Annotated in this window: 17 protein-coding genes; 3 read left to right on the top strand and 14 right to left on the bottom strand. The window is 61.2% G+C overall.

The features are described 5' to 3' along the window. Positions 1–171: 171 nt before the first annotated feature. The 5 genes from OCY70_RS03715 to OCY70_RS03695 form a co-directional block, all read right to left on the bottom strand. Positions 172–1,605 (bottom strand): NAD-dependent malic enzyme, encoded by a 1,434-nt coding sequence (locus OCY70_RS03715; RefSeq protein ID WP_213425791.1) that lies wholly within the window; start codon positions 1,603–1,605, stop codon positions 172–174. Positions 1,606–1,959: 354 nt separating this feature from the next. Next, positions 1,960–2,877, bottom strand: a complete 918-nt coding sequence (locus tag OCY70_RS03710; protein ID WP_213425792.1) for a hypothetical protein — start codon at positions 2,875–2,877, stop codon at positions 1,960–1,962. A 116-nt stretch (positions 2,878–2,993) separates the two neighbouring features. Then, a complete protein-coding gene (locus tag OCY70_RS03705) occupies positions 2,994–4,727 on the bottom strand; it encodes a UDP-glucose--hexose-1-phosphate uridylyltransferase (RefSeq protein ID WP_261944580.1) in 1,734 nt (577 codons plus the stop codon). Positions 4,728–4,742: 15 nt separating this feature from the next. Next, positions 4,743–5,729: a UDP-glucose 4-epimerase GalE gene (galE, locus tag OCY70_RS03700; RefSeq protein ID WP_213425793.1), complete on the bottom strand. Its 987-nt coding sequence runs from the start codon at positions 5,727–5,729 to the stop codon at positions 4,743–4,745. A gap of 3 nt (positions 5,730–5,732) precedes the next feature. Continuing rightward, positions 5,733–6,932, bottom strand: coding sequence for a galactokinase (locus OCY70_RS03695; RefSeq protein ID WP_213425794.1), 1,200 nt, complete (start codon positions 6,930–6,932; stop codon positions 5,733–5,735). A gap of 240 nt (positions 6,933–7,172) precedes the next feature. Here OCY70_RS03695 and OCY70_RS03690 point away from each other — a divergent pair, with 240 nt between their 5' ends. Further along, positions 7,173–8,102 (top strand): AraC family transcriptional regulator, encoded by a 930-nt coding sequence (locus tag OCY70_RS03690; RefSeq protein WP_213425795.1) that lies wholly within the window; start codon positions 7,173–7,175, stop codon positions 8,100–8,102. 433 nt (positions 8,103–8,535) lie between these two features. Here the strand turns inward: OCY70_RS03690 and OCY70_RS03685 are convergent, their stop codons facing one another. The 7 genes from OCY70_RS03685 to OCY70_RS03655 all read right to left on the bottom strand — a co-directional run bounded on the left by OCY70_RS03685 (position 8,536) and on the right by OCY70_RS03655 (position 17,595). Continuing rightward, the gene (locus OCY70_RS03685; RefSeq protein ID WP_213425796.1) at positions 8,536–10,026 is read right to left on the bottom strand and encodes an FGGY-family carbohydrate kinase; all 1,491 of its coding nucleotides are present in this window, start codon (positions 10,024–10,026) and stop codon (positions 8,536–8,538) included. 6 nt (positions 10,027–10,032) lie between these two features. Beyond that, positions 10,033–10,821, bottom strand: coding sequence for an NAD-dependent protein deacylase (locus tag OCY70_RS03680; protein ID WP_213425797.1), 789 nt, complete (start codon positions 10,819–10,821; stop codon positions 10,033–10,035). Between the two features lie 228 nt (positions 10,822–11,049). Further along, the gene (locus OCY70_RS03675; protein WP_373871397.1) at positions 11,050–13,356 is read right to left on the bottom strand and encodes a thiamine pyrophosphate-dependent enzyme; all 2,307 of its coding nucleotides are present in this window, start codon (positions 13,354–13,356) and stop codon (positions 11,050–11,052) included. A 145-nt stretch (positions 13,357–13,501) separates the two neighbouring features. Beyond that, positions 13,502–14,518 carry a 2-oxoacid:acceptor oxidoreductase family protein gene (locus OCY70_RS03670; RefSeq protein ID WP_213425798.1) on the bottom strand — a complete coding sequence of 339 codons (1,017 nt, stop codon included), beginning with the start codon at positions 14,516–14,518 and terminating at the stop codon, positions 13,502–13,504. Positions 14,519–14,975: 457 nt separating this feature from the next. Then, positions 14,976–15,653 carry a bifunctional 2-keto-4-hydroxyglutarate aldolase/2-keto-3-deoxy-6-phosphogluconate aldolase gene (locus OCY70_RS03665; protein WP_213425799.1) on the bottom strand — a complete coding sequence of 226 codons (678 nt, stop codon included), beginning with the start codon at positions 15,651–15,653 and terminating at the stop codon, positions 14,976–14,978. 96 nt (positions 15,654–15,749) lie between these two features. Next, the gene (locus tag OCY70_RS03660) at positions 15,750–16,715 is read right to left on the bottom strand and encodes a sugar kinase (protein ID WP_213425800.1); all 966 of its coding nucleotides are present in this window, start codon (positions 16,713–16,715) and stop codon (positions 15,750–15,752) included. Between the two features lie 124 nt (positions 16,716–16,839). Next, positions 16,840–17,595 carry a YwiC-like family protein gene (locus OCY70_RS03655; protein WP_213425801.1) on the bottom strand — a complete coding sequence of 252 codons (756 nt, stop codon included), beginning with the start codon at positions 17,593–17,595 and terminating at the stop codon, positions 16,840–16,842. Between the two features lie 260 nt (positions 17,596–17,855). On the opposite strand from OCY70_RS03655, the gene OCY70_RS03650 reads away from it, so the two are divergent. Further along, complete coding sequence (locus tag OCY70_RS03650; protein ID WP_213425802.1) at positions 17,856–18,950, top strand: acyltransferase family protein; 1,095 nt, start codon at positions 17,856–17,858, stop codon at positions 18,948–18,950. Between the two features lie 47 nt (positions 18,951–18,997). Here OCY70_RS03650 and OCY70_RS03645 read toward each other — a convergent pair whose 3' ends face one another. Both OCY70_RS03645 and OCY70_RS03640 read right to left on the bottom strand, forming a co-directional pair. Then, entirely contained in the window at positions 18,998–20,308 is a 1,311-nt protein-coding gene (locus tag OCY70_RS03645; RefSeq protein ID WP_261948744.1) for a D-arabinono-1,4-lactone oxidase, read from the bottom strand. Continuing rightward, the gene (locus OCY70_RS03640) at positions 20,305–21,522 is read right to left on the bottom strand and encodes an amino acid deaminase/aldolase (protein ID WP_249724349.1); all 1,218 of its coding nucleotides are present in this window, start codon (positions 21,520–21,522) and stop codon (positions 20,305–20,307) included. The genes OCY70_RS03645 and OCY70_RS03640 overlap by 4 nt, the downstream gene beginning before the upstream one ends. Before the next feature lie 293 nt (positions 21,523–21,815). Here OCY70_RS03640 and ilvD point away from each other — a divergent pair, with 293 nt between their 5' ends. Further along, on the top strand, positions 21,816–23,504 hold the full coding sequence (ilvD, locus tag OCY70_RS03635) for a dihydroxy-acid dehydratase (RefSeq protein WP_213425804.1): 1,689 nt from the start codon (positions 21,816–21,818) through the stop codon (positions 23,502–23,504). Positions 23,505–24,118: the final 614 nt, after the last annotated feature.

Raw genomic sequence — 24,118 nt, 5'->3', positions numbered from 1 at the left:
ACGTCAATACTTTTCGCAATAAAAACGCCGTATGGAAACCTTTTTATCGATTCGATCGAAAAAAGCCACCTTCCCTCATAGTGAAGAGAAGATGGCTGTCTGGCACGCTTGCGAGCACAGACGGTTGAATGAGACACCATGGCGCCCCAGCTCGCCATTGTCTGTCAGCAGCTACTGCTTGCCCGTGTTTTCCCGATAATCGCGGCGGCGCGCCACGCCGTCCTCATAGGCCGCATTGACGACGGCGTCCCGCACCTTCGTCACGACAAGCGGGTTGAATACGCTCGGAATAATATACATTTCATTCAGTTCTTCTTCGGAGACGACCTCGGCTATCGCCTGGGCCGCCGCCAGCTTCATGTTATAAGTCACTTTGGACGCGCGGCAATCCAGCAGGCCGCGGAACAGGCCCGGGAAGCAGAGCACGTTGTTAATCTGGTTCGGATAATCGGAACGGCCCGTCGCAATGATGCGGGCCATATCCTCGATCTCGTCCGGATCGATCTCCGGCATCGGGTTCGCCATCGCGAAGATGATGGGATCCGCGTTCATCGTCTCCACATGCTCCCGCTTCAGCACGCCAGGACCCGAGACGCCGATGAACACATCCGCCCCCTTGATGACGTCCTGAATGCCGCCCTCCTCGCCGTTCGGATTCGTCTTGGCGGCGTAGCTATTCCATGCCTCGTTCTCGTACTGCACGCCGCGGACCAGCGCTCCGTGGCGATCGACGCCGATAATATTCTTTGCGCCCGCCGCGAGCAATATATCGGTGCACGCCATGCCCGCCGCGCCGATCCCGCACAGGACGATTTTGCAATCCTCCAGCTTCTTGTCCACAATTTTCAATGCATTAAGCAGGCCCGCGAGCAGGACGACAGCGGTTCCATGCTGATCGTCATGGAAGACCGGAATATCGAGGTTCTCCTTCAGCCGCTGCTCAATCTCGAAGCAGCGCGGCGCCGAGATGTCCTCCAGATTAATGCCGCCGAAGGCCGGGGCAATCGCCTGAATCGTCCGCACGATCTCATCCGTATCCTGCGTGTCCAGGCAGATCGGGAACGCGTCGACGTTCGCCAATTGCTTGAACAGCATCGCCTTGCCTTCCATGACCGGCATCGCCGCCATCGGGCCGATATCGCCCAGGCCGAGCACCGCGGTGCCGTCGGAGACGACCGCCACCGTATCCCGCTTGATCGTCAGCGTGAACGCGCTGGACGGATCCTCATGGATCGCCATGCACACCCGGGCCACGCCCGGCGTATAGACGCGGGACAAGTCGTCGCGGTTCCGAATCGGAACCTTGGGCTGCATCTCGATCTTGCCCCCGAGGTGAAGCAGGAACGTCTGATCGGAGACGTTCACGACCTTCACGCCTCGAAGCTGCTTCAGACGCTTCACGACCCGATCCCCTACACTGCCGTCATATACGTTGACTGTAATATCTCGGACTGTGGATACCGGCGTGCCGCGAATGACGTCGATGGCCACGATATCGCCCCCGCTCTCGCCGATGGCGGCTGCAATTTGGGCGAAGGTGCACACATTTTTGTCGATTTCCAAGCGAATAATAATGTTCGTACTCGATCCTAACGATTTAGCCATTATCCACACTCCCTGAAAGTGCTGCGTTATTGGCGGGTTCCTATGCAGCCTGTCCCAACAGGCGTCCGGGCAAGGCAAAATCCCTATTCCGCCCAGCCCCGCCGGACCGCGCACCGTCCCCCGGAACGTCCAAAATCGGCCCCCGTCGGCATTTCGCCGCAATGAGAGGGTTTTCCATTTTTTCGTCCCTCTCTATTAATAACATAAACCAGCCTACTTGTGAAACCCTTTCCATCGCCGGACGCGAAATGGCCGTTAGCCGTTCCTAAACAGGCAAAAACCCTGCCCCGCAGCGGCTTCGAGCCATGCGGGACAGGGTTGTCTTTTTCCATAGACCGTGAAGATTATGAAAATTTAAGATTTCGATTCTATCAAATTCAATTTCGTCTTGAGATATTGTCCGATATCCGTGCAAGGAGCAAGCTTCCATATCTCCTTGTGAACGGCCTGTCCGCCAGAGGCCAACGCCGCGAGCGGGCCAAGCGTCTCCAGCTCCAAAATTTTGTCGTTCGTATACAGCTCGAAGGAGCATCCGAAGTCGGGATAGGCGGCTTCTTGCTGCGGTTCATAGCTTTTTTCGAACAGGGTGCCGTTCACGACATATGCCGCCCAGCCTTCCTCGTTGTGCGTGCCGAATTTGAACGCCCGCTCGATCTCGGCGCATTGGCGGACCTGAATGACATCATCGCCCCAATCGACACGCTCGTCATTCATCTTCGTGTAGGGCCACAGCGCGAAGATTCGGTTCGGGAGAAACCCGGTCTCCCGCTTCGTCTGCGGCACGATGGCCGTTCCCCCCGGCGCCATGACAGACAGCGCCCACGGCGCCAGTTCAATCGGCCATGGCCCATGATTGGTTATCCGGTGGATGACCTCAATCCGATCGTCCCGGAATTGGAGCTCGACCTCCTTGGCTGTCTGCGTCCACGGCTCCACGGGAGCGATCAGTTTCACTCCGTGCCCGGCAAGGACATATTGAATCGGCTTGTCATCCGGGCCATATGTGCGCGGGTATACCTCCGGGCTTGCCCACAGCCGATGCCCGCCGCGCAGCTTCCAGCCTTCCCCGCCCAGCGCCGCGAATTCCTCGCCCTGATGCATGACCGCTCCTTCCGTATCCTCGAAAAAGACGTTTTCGCCGCCCTTAAGGCTCAGATGCATAATCCGGATGCCGAAGCCGAGCGGAACGATAACGGTATACATCCCGTTCTCCAGCTTCAAGCTCTCTCCCCACCGCTCATGGGAAATGACGCCGATCTGCACTTGTGTCATCGATGGACCTCCTGTCCTGTTACATATCTCTCGAAAATATATCGCATCTTTCCGCACATCCCGCAAATCTTCCGGCACGTACGGTAGCGCGCTCCGTTCCAGCCAGCAGAGCCGGCTCAGCCCTGCGCCTTGAACCCGGCTTGCGCCAGGAAGCGGGCGCAAGCTTCGCGTCCCGCGCGATCCCGCTTGAAGACGCCGGCATGGCCGAGAATTTCGACGAACTTGCAGCCGATATCCTGGCGGATGACCCGGTTCGCCTCCGCTTCGTCCAGCCGGGTTCCATAACGCTCGGCCAGCTCGTCAATCCAGGCGGCATGCGGCTTGAGCGGATCCTCATCCGTCAAGCTTGCGCGCGCCGTCTCCCAATCTCTCTGCCCGGCCAACAGCTTGGCAATCGCTCCGGTCTCCGCCAGCAGACGTCCGGGAAGAATAGCCAGTCCCATCACTTCAATCAGGCCGATATTTTCTTTCTTGATATGGTGAAGATGGCGATGCGGATGGAAAATGCCTTCCGGATGCGCCTCATCGGTCCGGTTATTGCGCAGCACGAGATCCATCTCATACCGTTCCCCCCGGCGCCGGACGATCGGCGTAACCGTATTATGCCGCGTCGGCCCGCCGGGGCCTTCCGTACAGGCGAGGATCCCGGCTGCCTCATCGCTGTAGTCCTGCCAGAACCGGTACAGATCGTCAGCCGCATTCAGCAGCGCTTCTTGTTCGTCCGCCGTCAGGCGGAGAACGGACATCGGCCAGTCGACCACCCCGACGCGGACGCCTGGATGCGCCGCATGAACATGCGCTTGCCCTGCCGGCGCCTTCTCGATCGGGAACGTATGCCGCCCCGCCTGGAAATGATCATGGCTCAATATCGATCCGCCCACGATCGGAAGGTCGGCGTTCGAGCCGATGAAATAATGCGGGAACTGCTCGGTGAACGCCAGCAGCCGCGCGAACGTGTCCCGGGTCAGCTTCATCGGCACATGCTCCTTCCGGAACACGATGCTATGCTCATTATAATAGACATAAGGAGAGTATTGGAAAAACCACGCTTCTCCGTTCAATTCCAGCGGAATGATGCGCAAATTTTGGCGCGCCGGATGATTGACCCGGCCCGCATAGCCGACATTGTCCGGGCACAGCAGACATTGGGGATAATCGGCGGCCGCGGCCTGTCCGGCCTGGGCGATCTCCTGGGGAGTCTTCTCCGGCTTGGACAGATTGATCGTCATCTCCATCTCGCCGAATTCGCTCGGGTGCAGCCAATATTTATTTTTCCGAATGCGATCCATCCGGATATAATTGCTGTTCTTGTTCAAGGCATAGAAGTCGTCCGTCGCGGCGGCAATCCCCTGCTCCGCCGACAGCGTCCGGAAGCGGGCCTCCGTCTCCGACGGGCGCGGCATAAGCAGCCCCATCACCTTGGCGTCGAGCAGATCCCGCCAGGTCGTCGTATTGTCCGGCAGCAGCCCGCTCGCGGCGGCCCCATCCAGCAGCGCCTCCAGCAGCTCCTGGGGTGCATCCGGAACATCGCTCCACTCCGGGGCTAAATATCCTTCACATGGCTCGTCTAACCGGAACAGCTCCAGCAACTGATTGCGCGCATACGGCATGTCCAGCGTTCCGATCATATTCCGGTTCCGCGCGTAGCGAACCAGCTTCTCGATCAGCTCCGCCATCCGCGCCGTATTCGTGCGTTCCGCCGTTCGCACTCCATCCGGATGTGCCGACGCTTCCGGCCGCAGCGCCGTGTCACTTCCATCCGGCTGTGTCGGTGCTTCCGGCCGTTGCGCCGCCCGTCCTCCATCCGGCTGCTCCGATGCTTGCGTTCCTGCCCGTTGCTCGTTCGCCATGATGTCCTCCCCCTTTTATTTGGCGTATCCGTCCGGATGGGCTTGATGCCAGCGCCAGGCGCTCTCGATAATCTTCTCCATATTGTCCCGCTTGGGCTGCCAGCCGAGCACGGCCTTCGCCTTATCCGCGGAAGCGATCAAGACAGCCGGATCGCCTGCCCGGCGTTCGCGCAGCGCCGTTGGAATCGTCAGGCCGGTCACCCGCTCCGCCGTCCGGATCACCTCGAGAACCGAGCAGCCGTTGCCGCTGCCCAGATTGAAAATCTCGCTCGCCCCGTCCTTGCGCAAATAGTCGACAGCAAGCAAATGCGCGTCCGCCAAGTCGCTGACATGAATATAGTCGCGAATGCATGTGCCGTCGTGCGTCGGATAGTCGCTGCCGAAGACCGCGATCTCGCTGCGCTTGCCCAGCGCCGTCTCCAGCACGATCGGCACGAGATGCGTCTCCGGCTGGTGGTCTTCCCCGATGCGGCCGCTCTCGTGCGCGCCGGCGGCATTGAAGTAGCGCAGCGAGACGTAGCGGATGCCGTGCACCCGGTCGAACCAGCGCATCATTCGCTCCATCGTCAGCTTCGTCTCTCCGTACACATTCGTCGGATTCGTCACGAAGGTCTCCTCGATCGGCGTCCGTTCCGGCTCGCCATACGTGGCGGCCGTGGAAGAAAAGACAATCCGCTTCACGCCGAACTGCTGCATGACCTCCAGCAGCACCTGCGTGCCGTGCACATTGTTGTCATAATATTTGGCCGGATTGCTCATGCTCTCTCCCACAAGCGAGTACGCGGCGAAATGAATGACCGCATCGAACTTATGCTGCCGGAACACGCCCTCCAAGAACGTCTTGTCGCGTATATCCCCGACATGGAGCGTGCCGCCAAGAACCGCGTCCGCATGCCCCGTCTCCAACGAATCGACGACGACGACCTCTTCGCCGCGATCCAGCAATTCCGCCACCGTATGAGAGCCGATATAGCCTGCCCCGCCTGTAACCAGTACTGCCATTGCTTATTCCCCCTCCGCTGCAAGCTTGTCGCCGCAGTCCTGTTCCTTCACGCCGTCGCCGACGCTGCATACATAGAATTCGGCCGCCAAGCCGGTGCGCCGCTGATACGCCTCCCCGACATGCTCGATGAAGCGCGGGACAGCGCTCTCCTTCACGAGCGAGACGGTGCAGCCGCCGAATCCGGCCCCCGTCATCCGCGAGCCGGCCGTGCCTTCGATGCGAAGCGCCTCCTCGACCATCACATCCAGTTCCTCGCAGCTGACCTCGTACAGATCGCGCAATGATTCATGCGATGCGATCATTAGCTGGCCGAACCGCTCCAGATCATGCCGCTGCAGCGCCTCGACCGACTGCAGCACCCGCCCGTTCTCCGCGATGACATGCGCGGCCCGCTTGCGCACCGTCTCATCCCGAATGAGATGCTTGTTCGCTTCATAGCGCGCGGCATCCAGCTGAGCGAGCAGCTCCAGCTCCGGGAACGCCTGCCGCAGCTCCCGCACGGCCTCGTCGCATTGGGCCCGGCGTTCGTTATATTTGGAATCGAACAGCCCGCGCCGCTTGTTCGTATTGCCGATCACAAGCTTGTAGCCTTCCGTCCGGAATGGAACATGCTTGAATTCGAGCGTGTCGCACATCAGCAGAATGGCATGATCCCGCTTGCCGTTCGCGACGGCGAACTGGTCCATAATGCCGCAGTTGACGCCGGCGAACCGGTTCTCCGCCCGCTGGGACAGCTGCGCGATATCCGTCCGGTCGATCGGATGGCCTTCCAGCGTCAGCAGCGCATAGGCCACGGCGACCTCGAGCGATGCCGAAGAGGACAACCCCGCTCCGTTCGGAATGTCGCCATGCACCAAAATATCATAGCCCCGGCTCAACTCCCGTCCCGACTTCGCCAGCTCCACGACGACCCCGACGGGATAATCGGTCCATTCCCCGGTCTTGGCGTCTGCCGTCTCGTCGACCGCCACCGTCAATGGATAGGGGAAATTCGTCGAAGACAGCCGGAGCATGCGGTCGGACCGCGGACGAATCAACAGTGTCGTGCCGAACTCCAGCGCTGCCGGAAGCACATACCCCCCGTTATAATCAATATGCTCGCCGATGAGGTTCACACGGCCTGGAGCATGGAAAAAACGGACCTCTCCTTCACCGCTCCCATATTGTTCCTCAAAACGATCCGCCAACTGCCGAGCATCCATGACGATGACCTCCTCCAATTATTTGCATTTTATTTGCGATTGCTTTGCGTTTGCACCGTATGCCGTTCTGCTACAAGCATACTCAATCCGAGCCGGGCATGTAATACAATGATGTGCGCATGATATGGACAAATATGACCTTCATTAAGGTCTATGGTATAATGCTGATAATACGCGTTTCAAAAAGAACGGAATTCACCGCCGAACAGGTAGCGTGAACGACAAGAAGGAGGACATGTCATGACAGACCATGCTGCCCCAGGACAGCCGGACCAACCGGTCACGGCCGCGCCGGAGACATACACCGTCGCCTCCAATCCGATGCTGGCCGGCTGCCGGGGCCTTCATGTCTTGTTTTCCGGCGAGAGCCAGACGCGGCCGTCACATAAGCTCGGCCCGAAGCTGGTCGATTACTATTTGCTTCATCACGTGATGGGCGGGTACGGAACGTTCACGAGCGAAGGCGTCACCTACGAGCTGGGACCGGGCGACGCGTTCCTCATCACGCCGAACTGCCTCGTCAGCTACGCTTCCGATGCGGACAAGCCTTGGCACTACCGCTGGATTGCGTTCCAGGGAGAAGGGGCAGCCGATCTGGTTAGCGCCGCCGGCTTCGCCTCGGGAAGTCCGGTCGTTCAGGCCGGGCCTGAGTCGGAGGCGCCGGAATGGATGGAGCGGATCCGCGCCGCATTCCAGCTCCGGCGGTCCTCCGCCCATCTGACGGCCCTCGGCTGCCTGCATCTCATCCTGTCCGATTATGCAGACCGCCAGGCCGAACCGGAAGCCGGGCAGCGGCTGAAGCCCGAGTCCGAGATCGAGCACACCGTGCGGCAGATGATTCACATGATGTCCACCCAATACGCCTATCCGCTGTCCATCGAGCAGATTGCGGACAGCCTCGGCTACAGCCGGGCGTATCTGTCCCGCATCTTCAAGCGGGTGACCGAGATGACGCCAGTCACCTACCTGCTGAAGCTGCGGATTGACAAAGGGCGCCAGCTCCTGCGCGAGCGGACGGATCTGACCATCGAACAGATCGCCGCCTCGGTCGGCATTCCGGATGCGCTATATTTTTCCCGGCAGTTCCGCCGTTTCTATCATCAATCGCCTACGGCGTACCGGTCCAAGTTCTCTCCGCCGGGAGGCTCCGGCAGCGGCTCCCGGGGATAGGCCCCGTCAATGCTTACAGGGACAAGCCGTAAGCCCGCCGGCTCCGCTTTGTCCCTGACACCGCGCAACACCATGTTCCCCGGGCCTGGTTGCACTGCCTTTCCCGCGGCCTATCCTCATTCTCCCGCTCCGTCAGGAATCCATTGGCCAGCCTGCGGCCGCCCCTCTACTCGCGCTCCCTGACCAGAGGGGAGAGTCATGCAAGGAGCAGCAACCCTGTGCCTGCTTGCCTGACGGAAGGGGAGAATGCCGTAAAGGGTTGTCTGCCTCACACCTATCCCCCAATCCCCGCGTCTCCCCTCCTCCCGTTCGCCTTTCCCATCTAACCTTCTCCACAAGCCCAACCTGCTCCCCGGCGCTTATCCACGCGCAAAAACGCCGCAGCCCGCGGCAAAATCAACCTCCGCGGCTGCGGCTCTCGTTCCGCATTGCATTATTTCTTCAGGCCGCGCAAATGCGCCGCCATCGGCACGTACACCTCTTCATAGGCCTGGCGGTACCGCTCATGCCGCTCCGCGTCCGGCTCATACGCCTGTACGCCGCGGCTCTGCAGCGCCTGGCGCACCTCGGCCGCGCTCCCGAAGTGCCCCCCGCCGAGCGCGGCCGCGCAGGCCGCCCCCAGCATCGTCGCTTCCTCAATCGGCGGCACGAGCAGCGTGCTGTTCGCGATATCCGCCTTCATCTGCAGCCAGGCCGCCAGCTGCGTGCCGCCGCCGACCGCGTTCATGCGCCGAATCGGATGGGCGGAAGTGCGCTCGGCGCTCTGCCGGATCATTTCGAGCTGATAGGCCGTCCCTTCCAGCACCGCCCGCAGCAGCTCCGCCTTGCCATGCGATTTCTCCAGGCCGATGAAGGCGGCCCGCGTCTTCGAATTCGGATGCGGCGCGCCGCTGCCCGACAAATACGGGAAGAACATGACCTCGCCCGGCCCGTCGTTGATGCCGGCGGTCAACTCCTGTATCTGCTCATAGGCAAGGGCCTCATCGGCCAGCAGGCGGCGAATCCATTCGACCGCCCCGCCGGAGGAGGCGTTGCCGCCCATCCAGAAGCCGCAGCCCGGCACGACGTGATAGCCGTACGAGAGGCCCGTCTCGAACTCGGCCTGGCCGAGCGGCTGCATCGCCATCGTGCCGACGAGCGTCTCGGCCGTCCCCATCGAGACATAGACATCGCCCGGCTCGATGGCGCCCACCGCCAGGGCTGCGCAGACATGGTCATGGCCGCCGATGGCGACCTTCGTGCCGCCGCTCAGCCCGAGCCGGTCCGCCAGCTCCGGATGGACCGTCCCGAGCGTCGCGCCGCTCGGCAGCACGTCGGGGAAGATGGCCGGATCGAGGCCGAAGCCGCGGATCCAGGGCTCATCCCAGCCGTGCTGCCGCATATCGTAGGCGAAGGTGCGCGTGGCGAGCGACGGATCGAAGGCCATCGCCCCGGTCAGCCGGTAAGCGACGTAGCCGGAGACGGACAGCCAGACCGCGTCCCGCAGCATCGCCGGGTCCCGGTCCTGGAGCCAGAGCAGCTTCGCGAGACCGTGCTTGAACGACAGGTGCAGACCGGTGCGCTGGAACAGCTCCAACGGGGTGCCCTCCTTCCGGATCCGCTCCGCCTGCGGCGCCGAGCAGGTCTCGAACCAAGGCAGCAGCGGGGATTGCACCTCCCCGGTGCGGCGGTTGACGAGCAGGCCGCTCTCCGCCATGCTCGTGATGCCGATGCAGGACACCGGCTTGTCCGGATGGGCGTCCGTCAGCTCGCGAATCATCGCCGCGATATCGTTCCACATAGCCTCCGGCCGATAGACGACATAGCCTTCCCCGCTGTCCTCCGTCAGGGTCGGCCGGCTCGTCTTGGCGACAAGCCGGCCGTTATCTTCGTATAAGCCGACCTTGCGGTTCGTCGTGCCCAGGTCGATTCCCATCATCCACATGATGCCTTACCCCTTTCGTTGCGCCATGATCTCGTATGCGGCCTCGAACAGCGCGCCCATCGGCTCCCGGTATACGGCGGCCGCGCGGTAGTCCATGCTCGTCGGCGTCCGGTTCGCAATCACGATATCCGCACCGGCGGCGAGCCGGACGAAGCTGGCCGCCGGCATCACATTCAGCGAGGTGCCGCCCACGATCAACAGGTCGGCCCGCCGGATATGCTCCACGGCGCGGTTGATAACCTCCTCATCCAGCGCCTCCTCGTACAGCACCACATCCGGCTTCACCATGCCCCCGCATCCCGGACAATGCGGAATCGGATCCTGGCTCTCCGCGACAAGGGAGAGTTCATGCTCCGCCCCGCATGCCATGCAGCGGTTCCGGTGCACCGAGCCATGCAGCTCGAGCACCTCGCGGCTGCCTGCCGCTTGGTGAAGCCCGTCAATATTTTGCGTGACGACCGCCTTCACGATACCGTCCTCTTCCAGCTTGGCCAGCGTCCGGTGCGCGCCGCTCGGCTGCGCGCCGGGATGCAGCATCTTCGTCCGGTAATAGCAGTAAAAGGTCACCGGATCCCGCTCGAAAAAGGATCGGCTTAATATCATCTCCGGCGGATACGCGAACGCTTCCGCCTCTCCTGCCGAGAACAGCCCCCGGTCAGAGCGAAAATCAGGGATTCCGCTCTCCGTCGATGTCCCGGCCCCGCCAAAAAATACAGTATAACGGCTGCGGCCCAGCCGGTCTGCCAGCTCGGCGGCATGGGCTTGGCCGTCCGCATCCAACATGTCCATCTTCATTTTTGCATCGGCCCCCCTCAAGTTTCTTCGTCCTCTCCAGTATAGCCGAACGAGGACGGGAGGAAAAGGAAACGGTCCTCCCCCAACCCAGAGAGGCCTCCGCCCTTCCGGACACGAGAGAGGCGGATAAAACGCAACAGGGCGAAGCCTCCTTCCGGAAGCCCGCCCTGTCCCTGTGTATATCTGTCTCTATATTTCTTTCGCCCTAACCTAACCTTCTTGGCCTGATTACAAATCAGGATGCGCATGCTTCGCCCGCAGCACGCTCCAGCGCCGTTCGACCTCCCGCTCGAACACGCCCAGCAGATCCGCGTTCTCCGGCTTCGCCAGATGCTTCGTCTTGCCCATCAGCGTAAGCCAGTCGAGCAGCGGAATTTTTTTGTTCTTCTCTTCCGGGTCGTACGTTATCGTCGTGACGCCGCGCTCCACTTCATACAGCGGGAAGAAGCAGGAGTCGACGGCCGCCTGGACGATCTGCGTGCCCATCCGATCCTCGGACAGCCAGTTGAGCGGGCACGTGATGAGAATCTTCCCGTAGACGAGCCCCTCGTTGCGGGCGTACCACTGGGCCTTGGCCGCTTTCTTCAACAGGTCCTGAGGAAATGCCTCGCTTCCCGTGAACACATAAGGAATGTGGGTCGCCGCCATGATTTGCGCCGTATCTTTGTGGTGGAACATTTTCCCCGTCTGCGCCTTGCCCACATTGGAGGTAGAGGTCCGGTGCCCGATCGGCGTCGAATAGGACAACTGGGCTCCCGTATTCATATAGCCTTCATTGTCATATTCGAGAATGATCATTTTGTGATTGCGCAGCGCGGCCCCGATGGCCGGCCCCATGCCGATATCCATCCCGCCGTCCCCGGTAATCATGACGAACGTGAAGTCATCCGGCAGATTCAGTTCGTCCAGCTCGCCGCGGCGCTTGCGCTCCCAGAACATCTCGACGACCCCGGACAGCGTGGCCGCCCCGTTCTGGAACAGATTGTGAATATAGGTCGCTTTATGCGAGGAGTACGGATATCCCGTCGTCACGACCATCGCGCAGCCGGTATGGAAGAGAGCGACGATGTCCCCCTCGATCCCTTTGAAAAAGAGCTCCAGCCCCGAAAAGATGCCGCAGCCCGGACATGCCCCGTGACCCGGCGCAATCCGCTTCGGCTTCTTCGTCAACTGCCGCAGCGGCGGAATCCGCACGTTCAGCTTGCCCGTCTCCTCGTCCTGCTTCACCGTAATGAGGCCGGAATTCAGATCCTCAACCTTCATCGGCTCCAGCACGCGCTTCGGCGCGGCGGCCGGGTCCCCCGGCGTATGGCCGATATAGTCGAACGGCCGCGCCACCGCGCCGGCAGCAGCCGCCTCCAGCGCGCACCGGAACATCTCGTGGCCGTCCTCGGCATAGAAATCTTTGCCGCCCAGGCCGTAGATGCGGCTGATGACAAGCGTGCCGCGGTTGCCGTGCGTGAAGAGCGCCGCCTTCACCTCGTTCACCATATTGCCGCCATGGCCGCCGTACGAATCGGCGCGGTCGCCGACGGTCACCGCCTTGACGCCGGCCAGCGCGGCGGCGATCTCCTTCGCCGGGAACGGGCGGATCATATTCGGCGAGACGGCGCCCGCCTTGATGCCCTGCTCCCGCAGCTGATCGACGACGTCCTTAATAATCTCGGCCGCGGAATTCAGCAGGAAGACGGCCACCTCCGCGTCTTCCATCCGGTACAGATCGAGCACCGGATAATCGCGTCCGGTCAGCTCCGCATATTCCCGGCGGATGCGATCGAACACCTCTCCGGCCTTGTACATCGCCATCGACTGCTGATAGCAGTTGTTGATGTAATCCGGCTCGTTCATGTATGGGCCGACCGTGATCGGATTGTTCCGATCCAGCGTATCCGCGAACCCTCTCACCGGCTGCTCGCCGATGAACCGCTGCACGTCCTCGCGGCGGGCGAACGTCTGAACGCGCCGCTTCTGATGCGAAGTGAAATAGCCGTCGAACGCGACCATCACCGGCAGCCGCACCTCCGGATCCTCGGCCAGCTTAATCGCCATAATGTTCATATCATAGACGGCCTGCGGATCCCGGCAGAGCAGAATCGGCCAACCCGTATTGAGGGCGAAATACAGATCGGAATGGTCGCCGTGGATGTTGAGCGGCCCCGAGACCGAGCGGCAGACCAGGTTCAATACCATCGGGAAGCGCGTTCCCGATTGGACGGGCATCTGCTCCAGCATATACAGGTAGCCGTTGGCGCTCGTCGCGTTGAACACCCGTCCGCCCGCCGTCGAGGCGCCATAGCAGATCCCGGCGGAGCCGTGCTCGCCGTCGGCCGGAATCAGCTTAATGTCATGCTTTCCGCCCGCCTTCATCAAGTCCAGGAATTGGGCGACCTCCGTAGACGGCGAGATCGGATAATATCCCATAATGTGATAGTTGATCTGATGGGCGGCATAGGCCGCCATCTCATTGCCCGATTCGTATACCATGCGCTGCTCCACGCGGGACGGCATGGCTTCCTTATCATACTCGATTGCCACGGATTCTCTTCCCCCTTGCCATTCATACTGTCATGGGCGGCTCCATCAAGCGCCTGCCATCGGCAATGCCGTTCCGGAAGCCGCCCGCTCCGGCGGAAGCAGGCGTGCGCGGGTGCGCATCGCTTGCCTGCAAGCTTCCCGCCGGTTACTGCTGCGCTGGATTGGCGAACGCGAACCGATGCGGCATCCGATGGGCATCCGCATACCCTTCCTCTTCCCGTTCGCTCGACAGCGCTTCGGTCGGACAGGCGTAGACGCATTTCAGGCAGCCCTTGCAATATTGATAATCGATTCCCTGGAGGAACATATGGAGCCGGCCTTTTTTGTCCGGCTTCTCCTCCCAGACGAAGCAGAAGTCGGGGCATACATTGTCGCAGGCCGCGCAATGAATGCATTTATCTTCGAAGAAATGCGGCATCATGCCGGCGCGGGAAATGCTCAGATCCTTCAGCACGGAGTTGCCGGGATTGATGACCGTCCCGCCGATCGGCTGGGTCTCATATCCCAGCGTGGGCGTATCCCAACGCACCGGTCCGGGGAGAGTCTCTCCCTCCGGCAGCGCGAACGTCTGGAAGACGACCTCGTCGTAACCGCGCTGGAACGTGTTCAGCGCCGGCTGGACGGCTTGCGGGTACTTCGATTCCAGCGACTTGCGGATGACGCCCTTCATATGCTCCGCGTCCAGGAAGTCGCACAGGCGGAACAGGGCGCCCAGCATCGCCATGTTGACCCGGTTCCCTTCATCCAAAGCGATGCCGATCGCGTCGACTACCGCGATCGTGCCGCAGGGCAGGCGCAGTTTATCCTTCAGACGGGCCGGGTCGGACGAGGAATTGACCAGCACCAGGCTGTCCGGGTAGATTCCGTTCGTGACATGGACCGTTTTCGCCAGGGCTTCATGGAATATGCCGACAATATGGGGCCGTTCGACCGGAGTCGTATCCCGGATGCGGGTCTCGGGCTGACAGAAGCGGATATGCGCTTTAACGGGAGATCCTTTCTTCTCGGAGCCGTAGGAGGAAAAGCTGACGCCATTCAATCCGCTTCCCGTGACGCCGGCTTCGGCCAGCATTTTGCCGGCCAGGTTCGCGCCCAGTCCTCCAATCGATTCCAAGCGAATTTCATAAAATCCGAGCTCATTGACTTTGGGCAGGTTGACCATTGAAATGCTTCATCTCCTTTCCCCCGCTCCCGCAGGAAGGCGAAGCACGCCAGGAGACGGGGCCAGATTCGGATGAGGACGGCCTGTCGCGCGGCTCGCGGAACAGACCTCCAGCACGCTAATCTCGTAACCGGTCTGAATATGACGTGGTTGAATACAGGTTATATGGGAAGCCGGCCGGCAGGTATGACATTGATCATAGGCGGCCGGAAGCCGAATGGACATCTTGTGACAGGAAAAAAGTACACAGGAGAGCGGCGCATCCGGCACAGTGATGCCCACTTCCGTATGTACATGCAGACTTCTATATCGCGGGTGACATATTGTATGCGGCAGACAGTTGCCATATGCCTCCGGGCGGAGAACGTTTTATGAACGGGCGGGAAGAGAGGGACTCGCCAAGGGGCAAACCCCTCTCCGCCCGGATTCCAACGTACCGGACAGACAGGGGATTCGCTTATCCGCGGGCGATCTGCTCCTTCGCGCGGAGGAACGCTTCCATATACTGTTCCGCCTTGCGGCGGATGAGAGAAAGATCGCCGGACGCCTTCGCTTCCTTGGTCAAATCCGAGCCGATCCCGACGGCAAACGCGCCCGCCCGAATCCAATCGCCCAGATTATGGACATCGACGCCGCCGGTCGGCATCAGGTTAGCCTGCGGCAGCGGGCCTTTGATCGTCTTGATGATGGACGGATCATACAGATTGCCCGGGAACAGCTTCATCACGTCAACCCCCAGCTCGAGGGCGCGCTGCACCTCCGCGATCGTCATGACGCCCGGCAGTACGGGCACGCGGTACAGATTGCACATCGCGATCGTCTCGGGATGGAGCGATGGGCCGACGACGAACTCGGCCCCCGCCAAAATGCTGGAACGGGCCGTAACCGGCTCCAGCACGGTGCCGGCGCCGATGACCGCGAAGCGGTCGCTGCCGGAGGATTTCGAGGAATACATTCTCCGGAGCTGCTCTATCGCATGGAGGGCATGGGGAACGGTCATCGTCACCTCGATAATGCGGATGCCGCCCTCGATGGCTTGTCCGGCCATCTCCACCACTTCATCCGGGGAGTCTCCCCGCAGTACGGCGACGACGCCATGCTCTTGAATTTGCTGAATCACTCTAATCTTATCCATCGTGATGATTCTCCCTTCTTCGCCCTCTACGGCGTCTATGCTTCCGTGCCATGCGCCCGCCGGGCCATCGCGGGCCCGCGGGCACGCGGCGGCCTCCTACCGTTCGATATGCACCGCCCGGTTCAAGACCGCCTGCACCTGCTCGGCCGTCGGCAGAGCCTCCCAATCTCCGAACGCCTGCACGACCATCGCGCCGGTAATATTGCCGAGACGAACCGCCTCCACCACATCGGCCCCCTGCAACATGCCGGAAAGGAATCCGGCGCAAAAGGCATCGCCGGCGCCAACTGCATCGACGACATGCTCCGCCAACTCGTACGGCACCTCGTCGATGCGGCTGCCCTGCACGACATAATTCATGCCCGGCCCGCCTTTGACGATGCTGACGCCGGGCAGCTCGGACAGGCGCCGGAAGATGCCCTGCTCATCATCGGTTCCGTACAGCAGCTTCAATTCGTCCAGTCCCGGCAGGAAGTAGTCCGCCTCGCGCGCCAGCGGCAGCAGCTTCTCCCGGGCGGCTTCAATCGTCCACAGCTTCAGCCGCAGATTCGGATCGAAGCTTACCTTCACGCCGGCAGCCTTCGCGGCGGAGACCGCTTCATAGACCGTCTCGGCGCAGCTCTCGCTCAAGGCGCAAGTAATCCCGGTTACATGAAGCAGCCGGGCCGAGCGGATATAGTCCTTGTCCAGATGCCCCGGCGTCATGCGGCTCGCCGCGGTGCCCGCGCGGTAATAATAGACGGATGATTTCCCGGCGACCCGTTCCCTCATCATCAGTCCCGTAGGCGCATCCGGCGCCATCTCGGCGCGAGAGGCATCCACTCCTTCGCCGCGAATCGCCTTGACGATGTGCCGGCCGAGCGGATCCCGGCCCAGGCGGCCGCACCAGCCGACCCGGTGTCCGAGCCGGGCCAGCCCGATGGCCGCATTGCTCTCCGCTCCCCCGAACGATTTCATCACCGTCTGCGCATATTCCAAGCCCCTCGTGTCCGCGGAGCTGAACAAGGCCATCGCTTCGCCGAACGTGACAACCTCCGGGGCATTTCCTGACAGCGCTTTCATAATGCCGTTTCCTCCTTCTGTATGCCATGAGGCTTTGTCCTCTATCATAATCCGTTTTTTGCCATACCGTCAACGGTCGACGGTATGGCAGGCCTGTCGTCGATTAAGGAACGGTTGCGGCAGGCTACGGAGTGATAACAGCGATGAGCGGAATCGCCGTCACGATGCTGAAGACGATCTCGGCAATGCCGACCTGCTTGATCGTGACCTTCCGGCCAGGCATCCAGACCGCGCGCAGGAACAGCGCCACGAACGGAAGTGCCGCCCAGAGGGGAAGCATGAGGCCCACGGCTGCCGCGGCCACGATATGGACGCCGACCGACAAGCCGTAGTACAGCCGGCTCCCTTTCTCGCGAATCATCGTCTTCACATAAAATATCGTTCCGGCAAAATAGAGCAGGCAAGCGGCAAAGGCCCGCCACGCCACGCTCCAATCCGTTCCCCCGCCTGCTTCGAAAGCAATCGGGAGCATCCAGCAAAATTGGAGAACGGCCAAAAAATCATTGAGGAGATGGCGTTCCCGGTTCCGCTTGGCGAACGCCGCGTTCAGCAGCAGCTGCGGCAGCATGACCGCGCCCATCCACCATAGATCCGGCCGCATCACCAAGACGGCCGTCCCGGCGAGCGCGCATGCGGCGCCATATACAATCACCGGGCCCCGATAGACGCTGGCCCGTCCGGTCTTGATCCACTGCAGGCCGGCGAACGATCCGCAATAGGCGGCCAGCCAGGCGATTCCGAGCCAGGCATGAATGGCTTGCGGCTTGCTGGCGAACATGCCCGCCGCGAACGGAATAATGAGCATCGCCCATGCTCCGTGCTGATTCGGAATATAGGCCCGCAGAAGCTTCGATCTGCGGTTGGGATGTTCCTTCGACATCGTTCCTGTCTCCCCTTTGAATGAAATGTTGCTTCCATCTGGCATCTCTTCTGTATGTTACTTGAATTGCGGGGCGCTGTCTAAGCTTGCGCAGGAACTTTCGCCATTCTGTCAAAAGTGGACGACGCTTTCATCCCGTTTTATGTGATGTAAATCACAATTCCGAAAACGGGGCTATGGTACGTTAACATCGTAAACATAAAGCCGCAGCCAATATAGACAAAATCGATGCGCGGCAGGAGTTGTAGGAGGGAAGGACAATGCAGGAGCGCAGGTGGAATCAAGCCTCCTCCGGGTTGAAGCCGGCCGTGTCCTTAAGGAGTGGAGAGACCTTCGGATTGAATTTGCGGTTCATGCTCATTGTGTGCGTGTTTGTCGCCAATGCGATTGAACCGCTCATCGGCACCATGCCCGCGCTGAAAGGTTTGTTCGTTTGGATTTTTACGTTTCATATGCCGTTGTTCGTGTTCGTCACGGGCTATTTCGCCCGCAGCAATCTGAACGGCCGGGCGGGCTGGGCCGTAATGAAGCAAATCGGCATCCAGTATGTCATTTTTCAGTCGTTATATTCGCTGCTTGACGTTACGCTGTTCCATGTTCCGGGAATGAAGCACTCGTTCTTCATTCCGTACCTGCTGCTGTGGTTCCTGATCGGACATTTGATCTGGCGCGCCATCCTGATGCTATTCACCCGTTGGCGGGTTCGCCATCCGGTCATCCTGTCGGTCATCATCGGCATTGCCGCGGGATTTCTGCCGATCGACGGAGCGTGGCTCGGACTGTCCCGGACATTGGTCTATTTGCCGTTTTTCGCATTCGGGTATCTGTTCCGCGACGGCGCATTCCAGCGGTTCGCCGCTTCCCGCTTCCGGCCGCTGGCCGCAGGCTTGTCCGTCGGATTGCTGATGGCGCTTCTTCTGTGGCCGAACGCGCTCCATCCGGAATGGCTGATGAATCATATGACGTTCCGCGAGCTCGGTTGGCTGGAGCAATCCCCATGGTACGCCATCGGGATGCGCCTGTTCATCTACGCGCTGGAGATTATCGCATCGGTCGCGTTCTTGGCCTGGGTGCCCCTCCATGCCGGTTGGATTACCGGATTGGGGCGGCGGACGCTGTACGTGTTCTTGCTCCATGGCCTTATTATCCGGCTGCTTGTCGTCTCCGGATTCTACCATTATATTACGACCGGCCCGCAGGCCGTTCTGTTGATTGCGGCGTCGGTTGCCTGCACCGTGCTGCTCGCGCAGCCGGCCGTACGGTCGCTGTGCCGCCCGATTATCGAGCCGCAATGGAACGGCATCGGCGGCTGGCACCGCATGTCGGCATTCCATCGCGGCATGAAGCAGGGTTAACCTTATCAATAGCGCCCCGTACGCTTGACGCGGGGCGCTGTTCTCATTTACCGGGCGCTTGGCGAGATCAGGCGCGCCACATACCGGTTCAGCAGGACGCCGCGCGGATCCGCCGCTTCCCTGACGCGGGCGGCATCCTTCCATTTCGGGTACATCGCGGCCAACTGCGAAGCTGTCCGGGAATGCCATTTGCCCCAATGCGGCCGCCCGTCATAGGCGAGCAGAATCTGCTCCATATCGCGGAAATACGGCTCGTAAGGCATCCCCTTATACGTATGAAGCGCGAGGTAAGCCGAGTCCCGGCCATAGGCAGGAGACAGCCAAATATCATCCCCCTTGACATACCGGCACTCGATCGGGAAATGGGTGGAATGCCGCCGCCGCTCCAACAGGCGCTTTATCTCCAGAAGGACGGGCCGCATCGCGGCGGCCGGCACGCTGTACTCCATTTCCATGAACTTGACATGCCTGGGCGTAACGAACAAGCGAGGTCCCCGGCCGACCTCGCCGCCGACCGGAACGAAGCGCGCCGACAAGCGGCTGATGCCGCCGCTGAGCCGCGGAGCGATGCGGCATGCTTCCGACATCCCCCAGAACAAGCCGTTCTCCACCGCGTAGGCGCTCCACTCCTTCCATCTGCCGCGCTTCGATGCCGGCGCGTCGGTCGGATTAATCGTCTTCACCTGCGTCCCGTTGGAATAAGGGAACCAGAAAAATTCAAAATGACGGTTCCCGCTCCGGTATTCCTCCAGCCTCTCCAGCGTATCCTCCAAGGTCGAGCGGAAGCTGGCGAGCCGCATCCGCTCCGCGGGAACGATCCGCAGCGTCAGCTCGGTCATGATGCCGATCGTCCCGAAGGAGACCTGCAGTGCCTTGAACAGCTCCCGCTTCTCTCCCGTATCTTCTTCGCTAACTTCGGCGATGCTGCCGTCCCCCAGGACGGCGCGGATCGCGGTCACCTGGGTGGACAGGCTGCCGAAGCCGCTCCCTGTGCCATGCGTCCCCGTTCCGACCGCGCCCCCAATCGTCTGCCGGTCGATGTCGCACAGATTCTCCATCGCCCAGCCCCGTTCAAGCAGCCGCCCGCCCAATTCGCGCAGCGTCGTGCCGGCCCGCACCGTCACCTTGCGCTCGTCCTCGTCCAGCTTCACCAGACCGGACATCCGCGGCAGCCGCACCAGCCATTCCTCCGTCTCCCCGAGAGGAGTGAACGAATGGCCGGAGCCGGCGATGCGCACCTTGCGGCCTTGCCGCTGCGCTTCCCGCAGCAGCTCCGCCACGTCCGCTTCTCCCTCCGGCTCCCACCACCGTTCCGGCTCGCAGCGGACATTTCCCGCCCAATTGCGCCACTGCTTCATCCGAAGCACCACCCTTCTCCGCGATACGTAGCCCATCTCCCGACGCAGGCTCCCTGCTTGACGGCGACGAACTCGCGGAACCGCTCCGCCAGCTCCCCGGCCTTCGCATGCCGGAACCAGATCAGCTCGCCCGGCCGCAGCGGCTCTGCACCGTCCGGGTAGCGGACCGGCGTCTGCACCTCCCCCGCGCCTTCCCGCGGCAGGAGCTGCCCGCCGGGAGGCCAGATCGGCTGCGGCAGCCGGTCCGCCCCCGCTTCGCCGGAAGCGATATAACCTCCGCCGAAGCAGGTATAGATGCCGGGCGCGGCCACCCGAACCACCGGCAGGGCGAAGACGGCCGCCGGCCGCAGCGGCAGATCCGCGTAGCCGTCGAACAGCGCCGGCGCATAGAACGCCGACCCGGCCGTCAGCTCCGTGACGGACTCGTCGGACGCCGTGAAGCGCAGGCTGCCGCTGCCGCCGCCGTTCACGAAGCGGAGCCGGTGGCCTTCGCGGCGCAGCGCGCGGACGATCGCCGCCCGGCGTTCCGCCACCTCGGCCTGGGAGCGCCGCTTCAAATAACGGATGGCGGCGCTCGTCAGCCTCTGCCCGGGCTTCGCGTCGGGAACGCCCGCCAGCTGCGCTTCATAGCCCATCACGCCGGCCAGCCGCAGATGCGGGGAGCGGCGGATCGCGTCCGCCAGCTCCACCGCGGAAGCTTCGCTGCGCAGCGGCGAACGGCGCACGCCGAAGTGCAGGCCGCCGAACGCGGAGGACATGTCGATATCGAGACAAATATCGAAACAGACCTGCTGCTCGCGCGCGGCTTGCTCCGCGGCCCGCAGCTGGCTGCCGTCATCCGCCATCAGGATGATCTCCTTCCCCTGGCGGCGCAATCCGGCCAAGCGGGCCAAGGCAGGCTGATCCAGCGTCGGATAGCCCATCAGCACGTCGGAGACGCCCGCCTCCAGGAGAGCGGCGGCTTCCTGCGGATGATAGCACATGACGCCCTGGAAGCGGGGATGCAGCGCCAGCAGATGCTTGACCGCCTGGACGCAGCGCAGCGATTTGGTCGCCAGACGCACCGGCTTCTGCCCGCTCAGCCGAAGCACCTGGCCCGCATTATGCTCCAGCGCATCCAGATCGAGGCAGGCGAACGGCGTGCCGGCGGCGGCCGCTTTGGCCGCTTCCCGGTTCGCGTCCCGATAGCTTCCGGCGCGCGCGGAACAGTCCATGCTCTCTCCCCCTTTTCGTCAGCTTGCCGCCGTGCCGGCTCAAGTTACCGCTAATATATTCCGGGGAAGGGCGAACGATTCTCTCTTATTTGCTCTCTTTTTAGGAGGCGCCCCGGCGGCGGCAGCCCTTCATTCGAACCCGCTCCGGCTTGGCCGCAAGCGCTCAGTGACGCTTTAAACCGCTAGAAAAAGAAAGGCAGGTGTGATAGACTCTATAGAAATACTCAAGCACTTATGAGAGGTATCATTCCAATCCCGGCAGTCGGGTAGCAAGAGATGGAGGTTCACACAGAATGACAGCCAAAAAGAAAATGCGTTCAGACATGATTAAGAAGGGCTTCGATCGTGCGCCTCACCGCAGTCTGCTGCGTGCAGCGGGCGTGAAGGAAGAGGATTTTGACAAGCCGTTCATTGCGGTATGCAACTCGTATATCGATATCATTCCCGGCCACGTCCATTTGCAGGAATTCGGCAAGATTATCAAGGAAGCGATTCGGGAAGCGGGCGGCGTGCCGTTCGAATTCAATACAATCGGGGTCGACGACGGGATTGCGATGGGCCATATCGGAATGCGGTACTCGCTGCCAAGCCGCGAGATTATCGCCGATTCGGTAGAGACGGTCGTCTCCGCCCACTGGTTCGACGGAATGGTCTGCATTCCGAACTGCGACAAGATTACGCCGGGCATGATTATGGGCGCGCTGCGCGTCAACATTCCGACGATCTTCGTCAGCGGCGGTCCGATGAAGGCGGGCAAGGATTCCTCCGGACGTTCGATCTCCTTGTCCAGCGTGTTCGAGGGCGTCGGCGCCTATCAAGCAGGCAAGATCGACGACAAGGGATTGATGGAGCTGGAGCAGTACGGCTGCCCTACCTGCGGCTCCTGTTCGGGCATGTTCACCGCGAACTCGATGAACTGCCTGGCGGAAGCGCTCGGCATCGCCTTGCCGGGCAACGGCACCATTCTCGCCGTATCCCCGGAACGCCGGGAATTCGTCCGCAAGTCGGCCCGACAGCTGATGAGCATTATCGAGCAGGATATCAAGCCGCGCGATATCGTCACGATGGAAGCTATCGATAACGCCTTCGCGCTCGACATGGCGATGGGCGGATCGACCAATACGGTCCTGCATACGCTCGCTATCGCGCGCGAAGCCGGATTCGAATACCCGATCGAGCGGATTAACGAAGTGGCGGCCCGGGTGCCTCATCTGGCCAAGGTAGCGCCGGCTTCCGATTATCATATTGAAGATGTGCACAATGCAGGCGGCGTCAGCGCGATTTTGAATGAACTGTTCAAGAAGGAAGCCGCCCTTCATGGCGAGTGCATCACCGTGACCGGCCGGACGCTGCGCGAAAATGTCGCCGGCTGCGATATCGTGGATACCGATGTCATCCACACTCTGGACAATCCACACAGCGAGCAGGGCGGCCTGGCCGTATTGTTCGGCAACCTGGCGCCGGAAGGCGCGATCGTCAAGGTCGGCGCCGTCGATCCGTCGGTCGGCGGACGCCATGTCGGCCCGGCGATCTGCTTCGATTCCCAGGACGAGGCCTTGGCCGGAATCGCGAACGGCAAGGTGAAGGAAGGCCATGTCGTCGTCATCCGCTACGAAGGGCCGAAGGGCGGTCCCGGCATGCCGGAGATGCTCGCCCCGACGTCCCAGATCGTCGGCATGGGTCTCGGAGCCAAGGTCGGCCTCATTACCGACGGCCGCTTCTCCGGAGCGTCCCGCGGCATCAGCATCGGCCATATCTCGCCGGAAGCGGCCGAAGGCGGACCGATTGCGTTCGTGGAAGACGGCGACATCATTGAGCTCGATCTGACGAACCGCAAAATCGAGCTGCAGGTGCCGGACGAGGTGCTCGAGCAGCGGCGCGCGGCGTGGAAGCCGTTCGAGCCGAAGGTCAAGACCGGCTATCTTGCCCGCTACTCCAAGCTCGTAACGAATGCCAGCCAAGGCGGCATTCTCAAAATTTAATCCCCAGAAATCGAGGGGCTGTCCCGTAAGCAGTTTTTTAGCTGCAGCGAGACCGCCCCTCCCCTGCTTCTAACACCATCGCCTTGTGAAAATACTGTAAATATGCAGTTTTCCTTTCTGACGTGGACTCCGTTACTCGAGTTCCTGCAAAACTGCATCAATTTCAGACTTTCCAATAGATTAAAGATAAGAATCGCTGAAAATAATGTACTTTTGCAGGAATTTCATCAGATCGCCGCTAAAATCGCGAAAATTGCTGCATTCACTCACGCAGGATTTCGCTGCCTTCCCCATCATCCCCGCTTGCCCGCTGCCACTTTGCCCGCGCCGTACTTACCGCCTTTTCCCGCTTTCCCCCGTCTTTTCTCGCCTTTTCTATCCTTTTCTCGCTTTTCTTTATTTTCTCCTTATTCTCGCCTTTTCCCGCCTCCACATTCTCTGTTGACCCGTCGACCCCAACCGCCGCCCCCACTCATTTTGCAATGCCTATGAGACTTATGCGCCCCCTCTTTTTTTACCGTATCCGCCCTATTTCTTTGCTTATTTCTCCCCTATCCGCCAATTTGTATTTCCCTACATCGCCATGCCGAACACGTAAATACGTTGAACCCAGT

The sequence above is a fragment of the Paenibacillus melissococcoides genome (assembly GCA_944800085.1).
Lineage (GTDB): Bacteria > Bacillota > Bacilli > Paenibacillales > Paenibacillaceae > Paenibacillus_B > Paenibacillus_B melissococcoides.
Note: the sequence above shows the minus strand (reverse complement) of the source record. Positions and strands in the feature narration are given on the sequence as shown.

Bases quoted from the DNA above. Each gene is read 5' to 3' on its own strand.
- OCY70_RS03660 (WP_213425800.1), bottom strand. From the start codon at position 16,715: ATGAAAGCGCTGTCAGGAAATGCCCCGGAGGTTGTCACGTTCGGCGAA.
- OCY70_RS03690 (WP_213425795.1), top strand. From the start codon at position 7,173: ATGACAGACCATGCTGCCCCAGGACAGCCGGACCAACCGGTCACGGCC.
- OCY70_RS03670 (WP_213425798.1), bottom strand. From the start codon at position 14,518: ATGGTCAACCTGCCCAAAGTCAATGAGCTCGGATTTTATGAAATTCGC.
- OCY70_RS03695 (WP_213425794.1), bottom strand. From the start codon at position 6,932: ATGGATGCTCGGCAGTTGGCGGATCGTTTTGAGGAACAATATGGGAGC.
- OCY70_RS03685 (WP_213425796.1), bottom strand. From the start codon at position 10,026: ATGTGGATGATGGGAATCGACCTGGGCACGACGAACCGCAAGGTCGGC.
- ilvD (WP_213425804.1), top strand. From the start codon at position 21,816: ATGACAGCCAAAAAGAAAATGCGTTCAGACATGATTAAGAAGGGCTTC.
- OCY70_RS03715 (WP_213425791.1), bottom strand. From the start codon at position 1,605: ATGGCTAAATCGTTAGGATCGAGTACGAACATTATTATTCGCTTGGAA.
- OCY70_RS03710 (WP_213425792.1), bottom strand. From the start codon at position 2,877: ATGACACAAGTGCAGATCGGCGTCATTTCCCATGAGCGGTGGGGAGAG.
- OCY70_RS03680 (WP_213425797.1), bottom strand. From the start codon at position 10,821: ATGAAGATGGACATGTTGGATGCGGACGGCCAAGCCCATGCCGCCGAG.
- OCY70_RS03650 (WP_213425802.1), top strand. From the start codon at position 17,856: ATGCAGGAGCGCAGGTGGAATCAAGCCTCCTCCGGGTTGAAGCCGGCC.
- OCY70_RS03665 (WP_213425799.1), bottom strand. From the start codon at position 15,653: ATGGATAAGATTAGAGTGATTCAGCAAATTCAAGAGCATGGCGTCGTC.
- OCY70_RS03640 (WP_249724349.1), bottom strand. From the start codon at position 21,522: ATGGACTGTTCCGCGCGCGCCGGAAGCTATCGGGACGCGAACCGGGAA.
- OCY70_RS03645 (WP_261948744.1), bottom strand. From the start codon at position 20,308: ATGAAGCAGTGGCGCAATTGGGCGGGAAATGTCCGCTGCGAGCCGGAA.
- galE (WP_213425793.1), bottom strand. From the start codon at position 5,729: ATGGCAGTACTGGTTACAGGCGGGGCAGGCTATATCGGCTCTCATACG.
- OCY70_RS03705 (WP_261944580.1), bottom strand. From the start codon at position 4,727: ATGGCGAACGAGCAACGGGCAGGAACGCAAGCATCGGAGCAGCCGGAT.
- OCY70_RS03655 (WP_213425801.1), bottom strand. From the start codon at position 17,595: ATGTCGAAGGAACATCCCAACCGCAGATCGAAGCTTCTGCGGGCCTAT.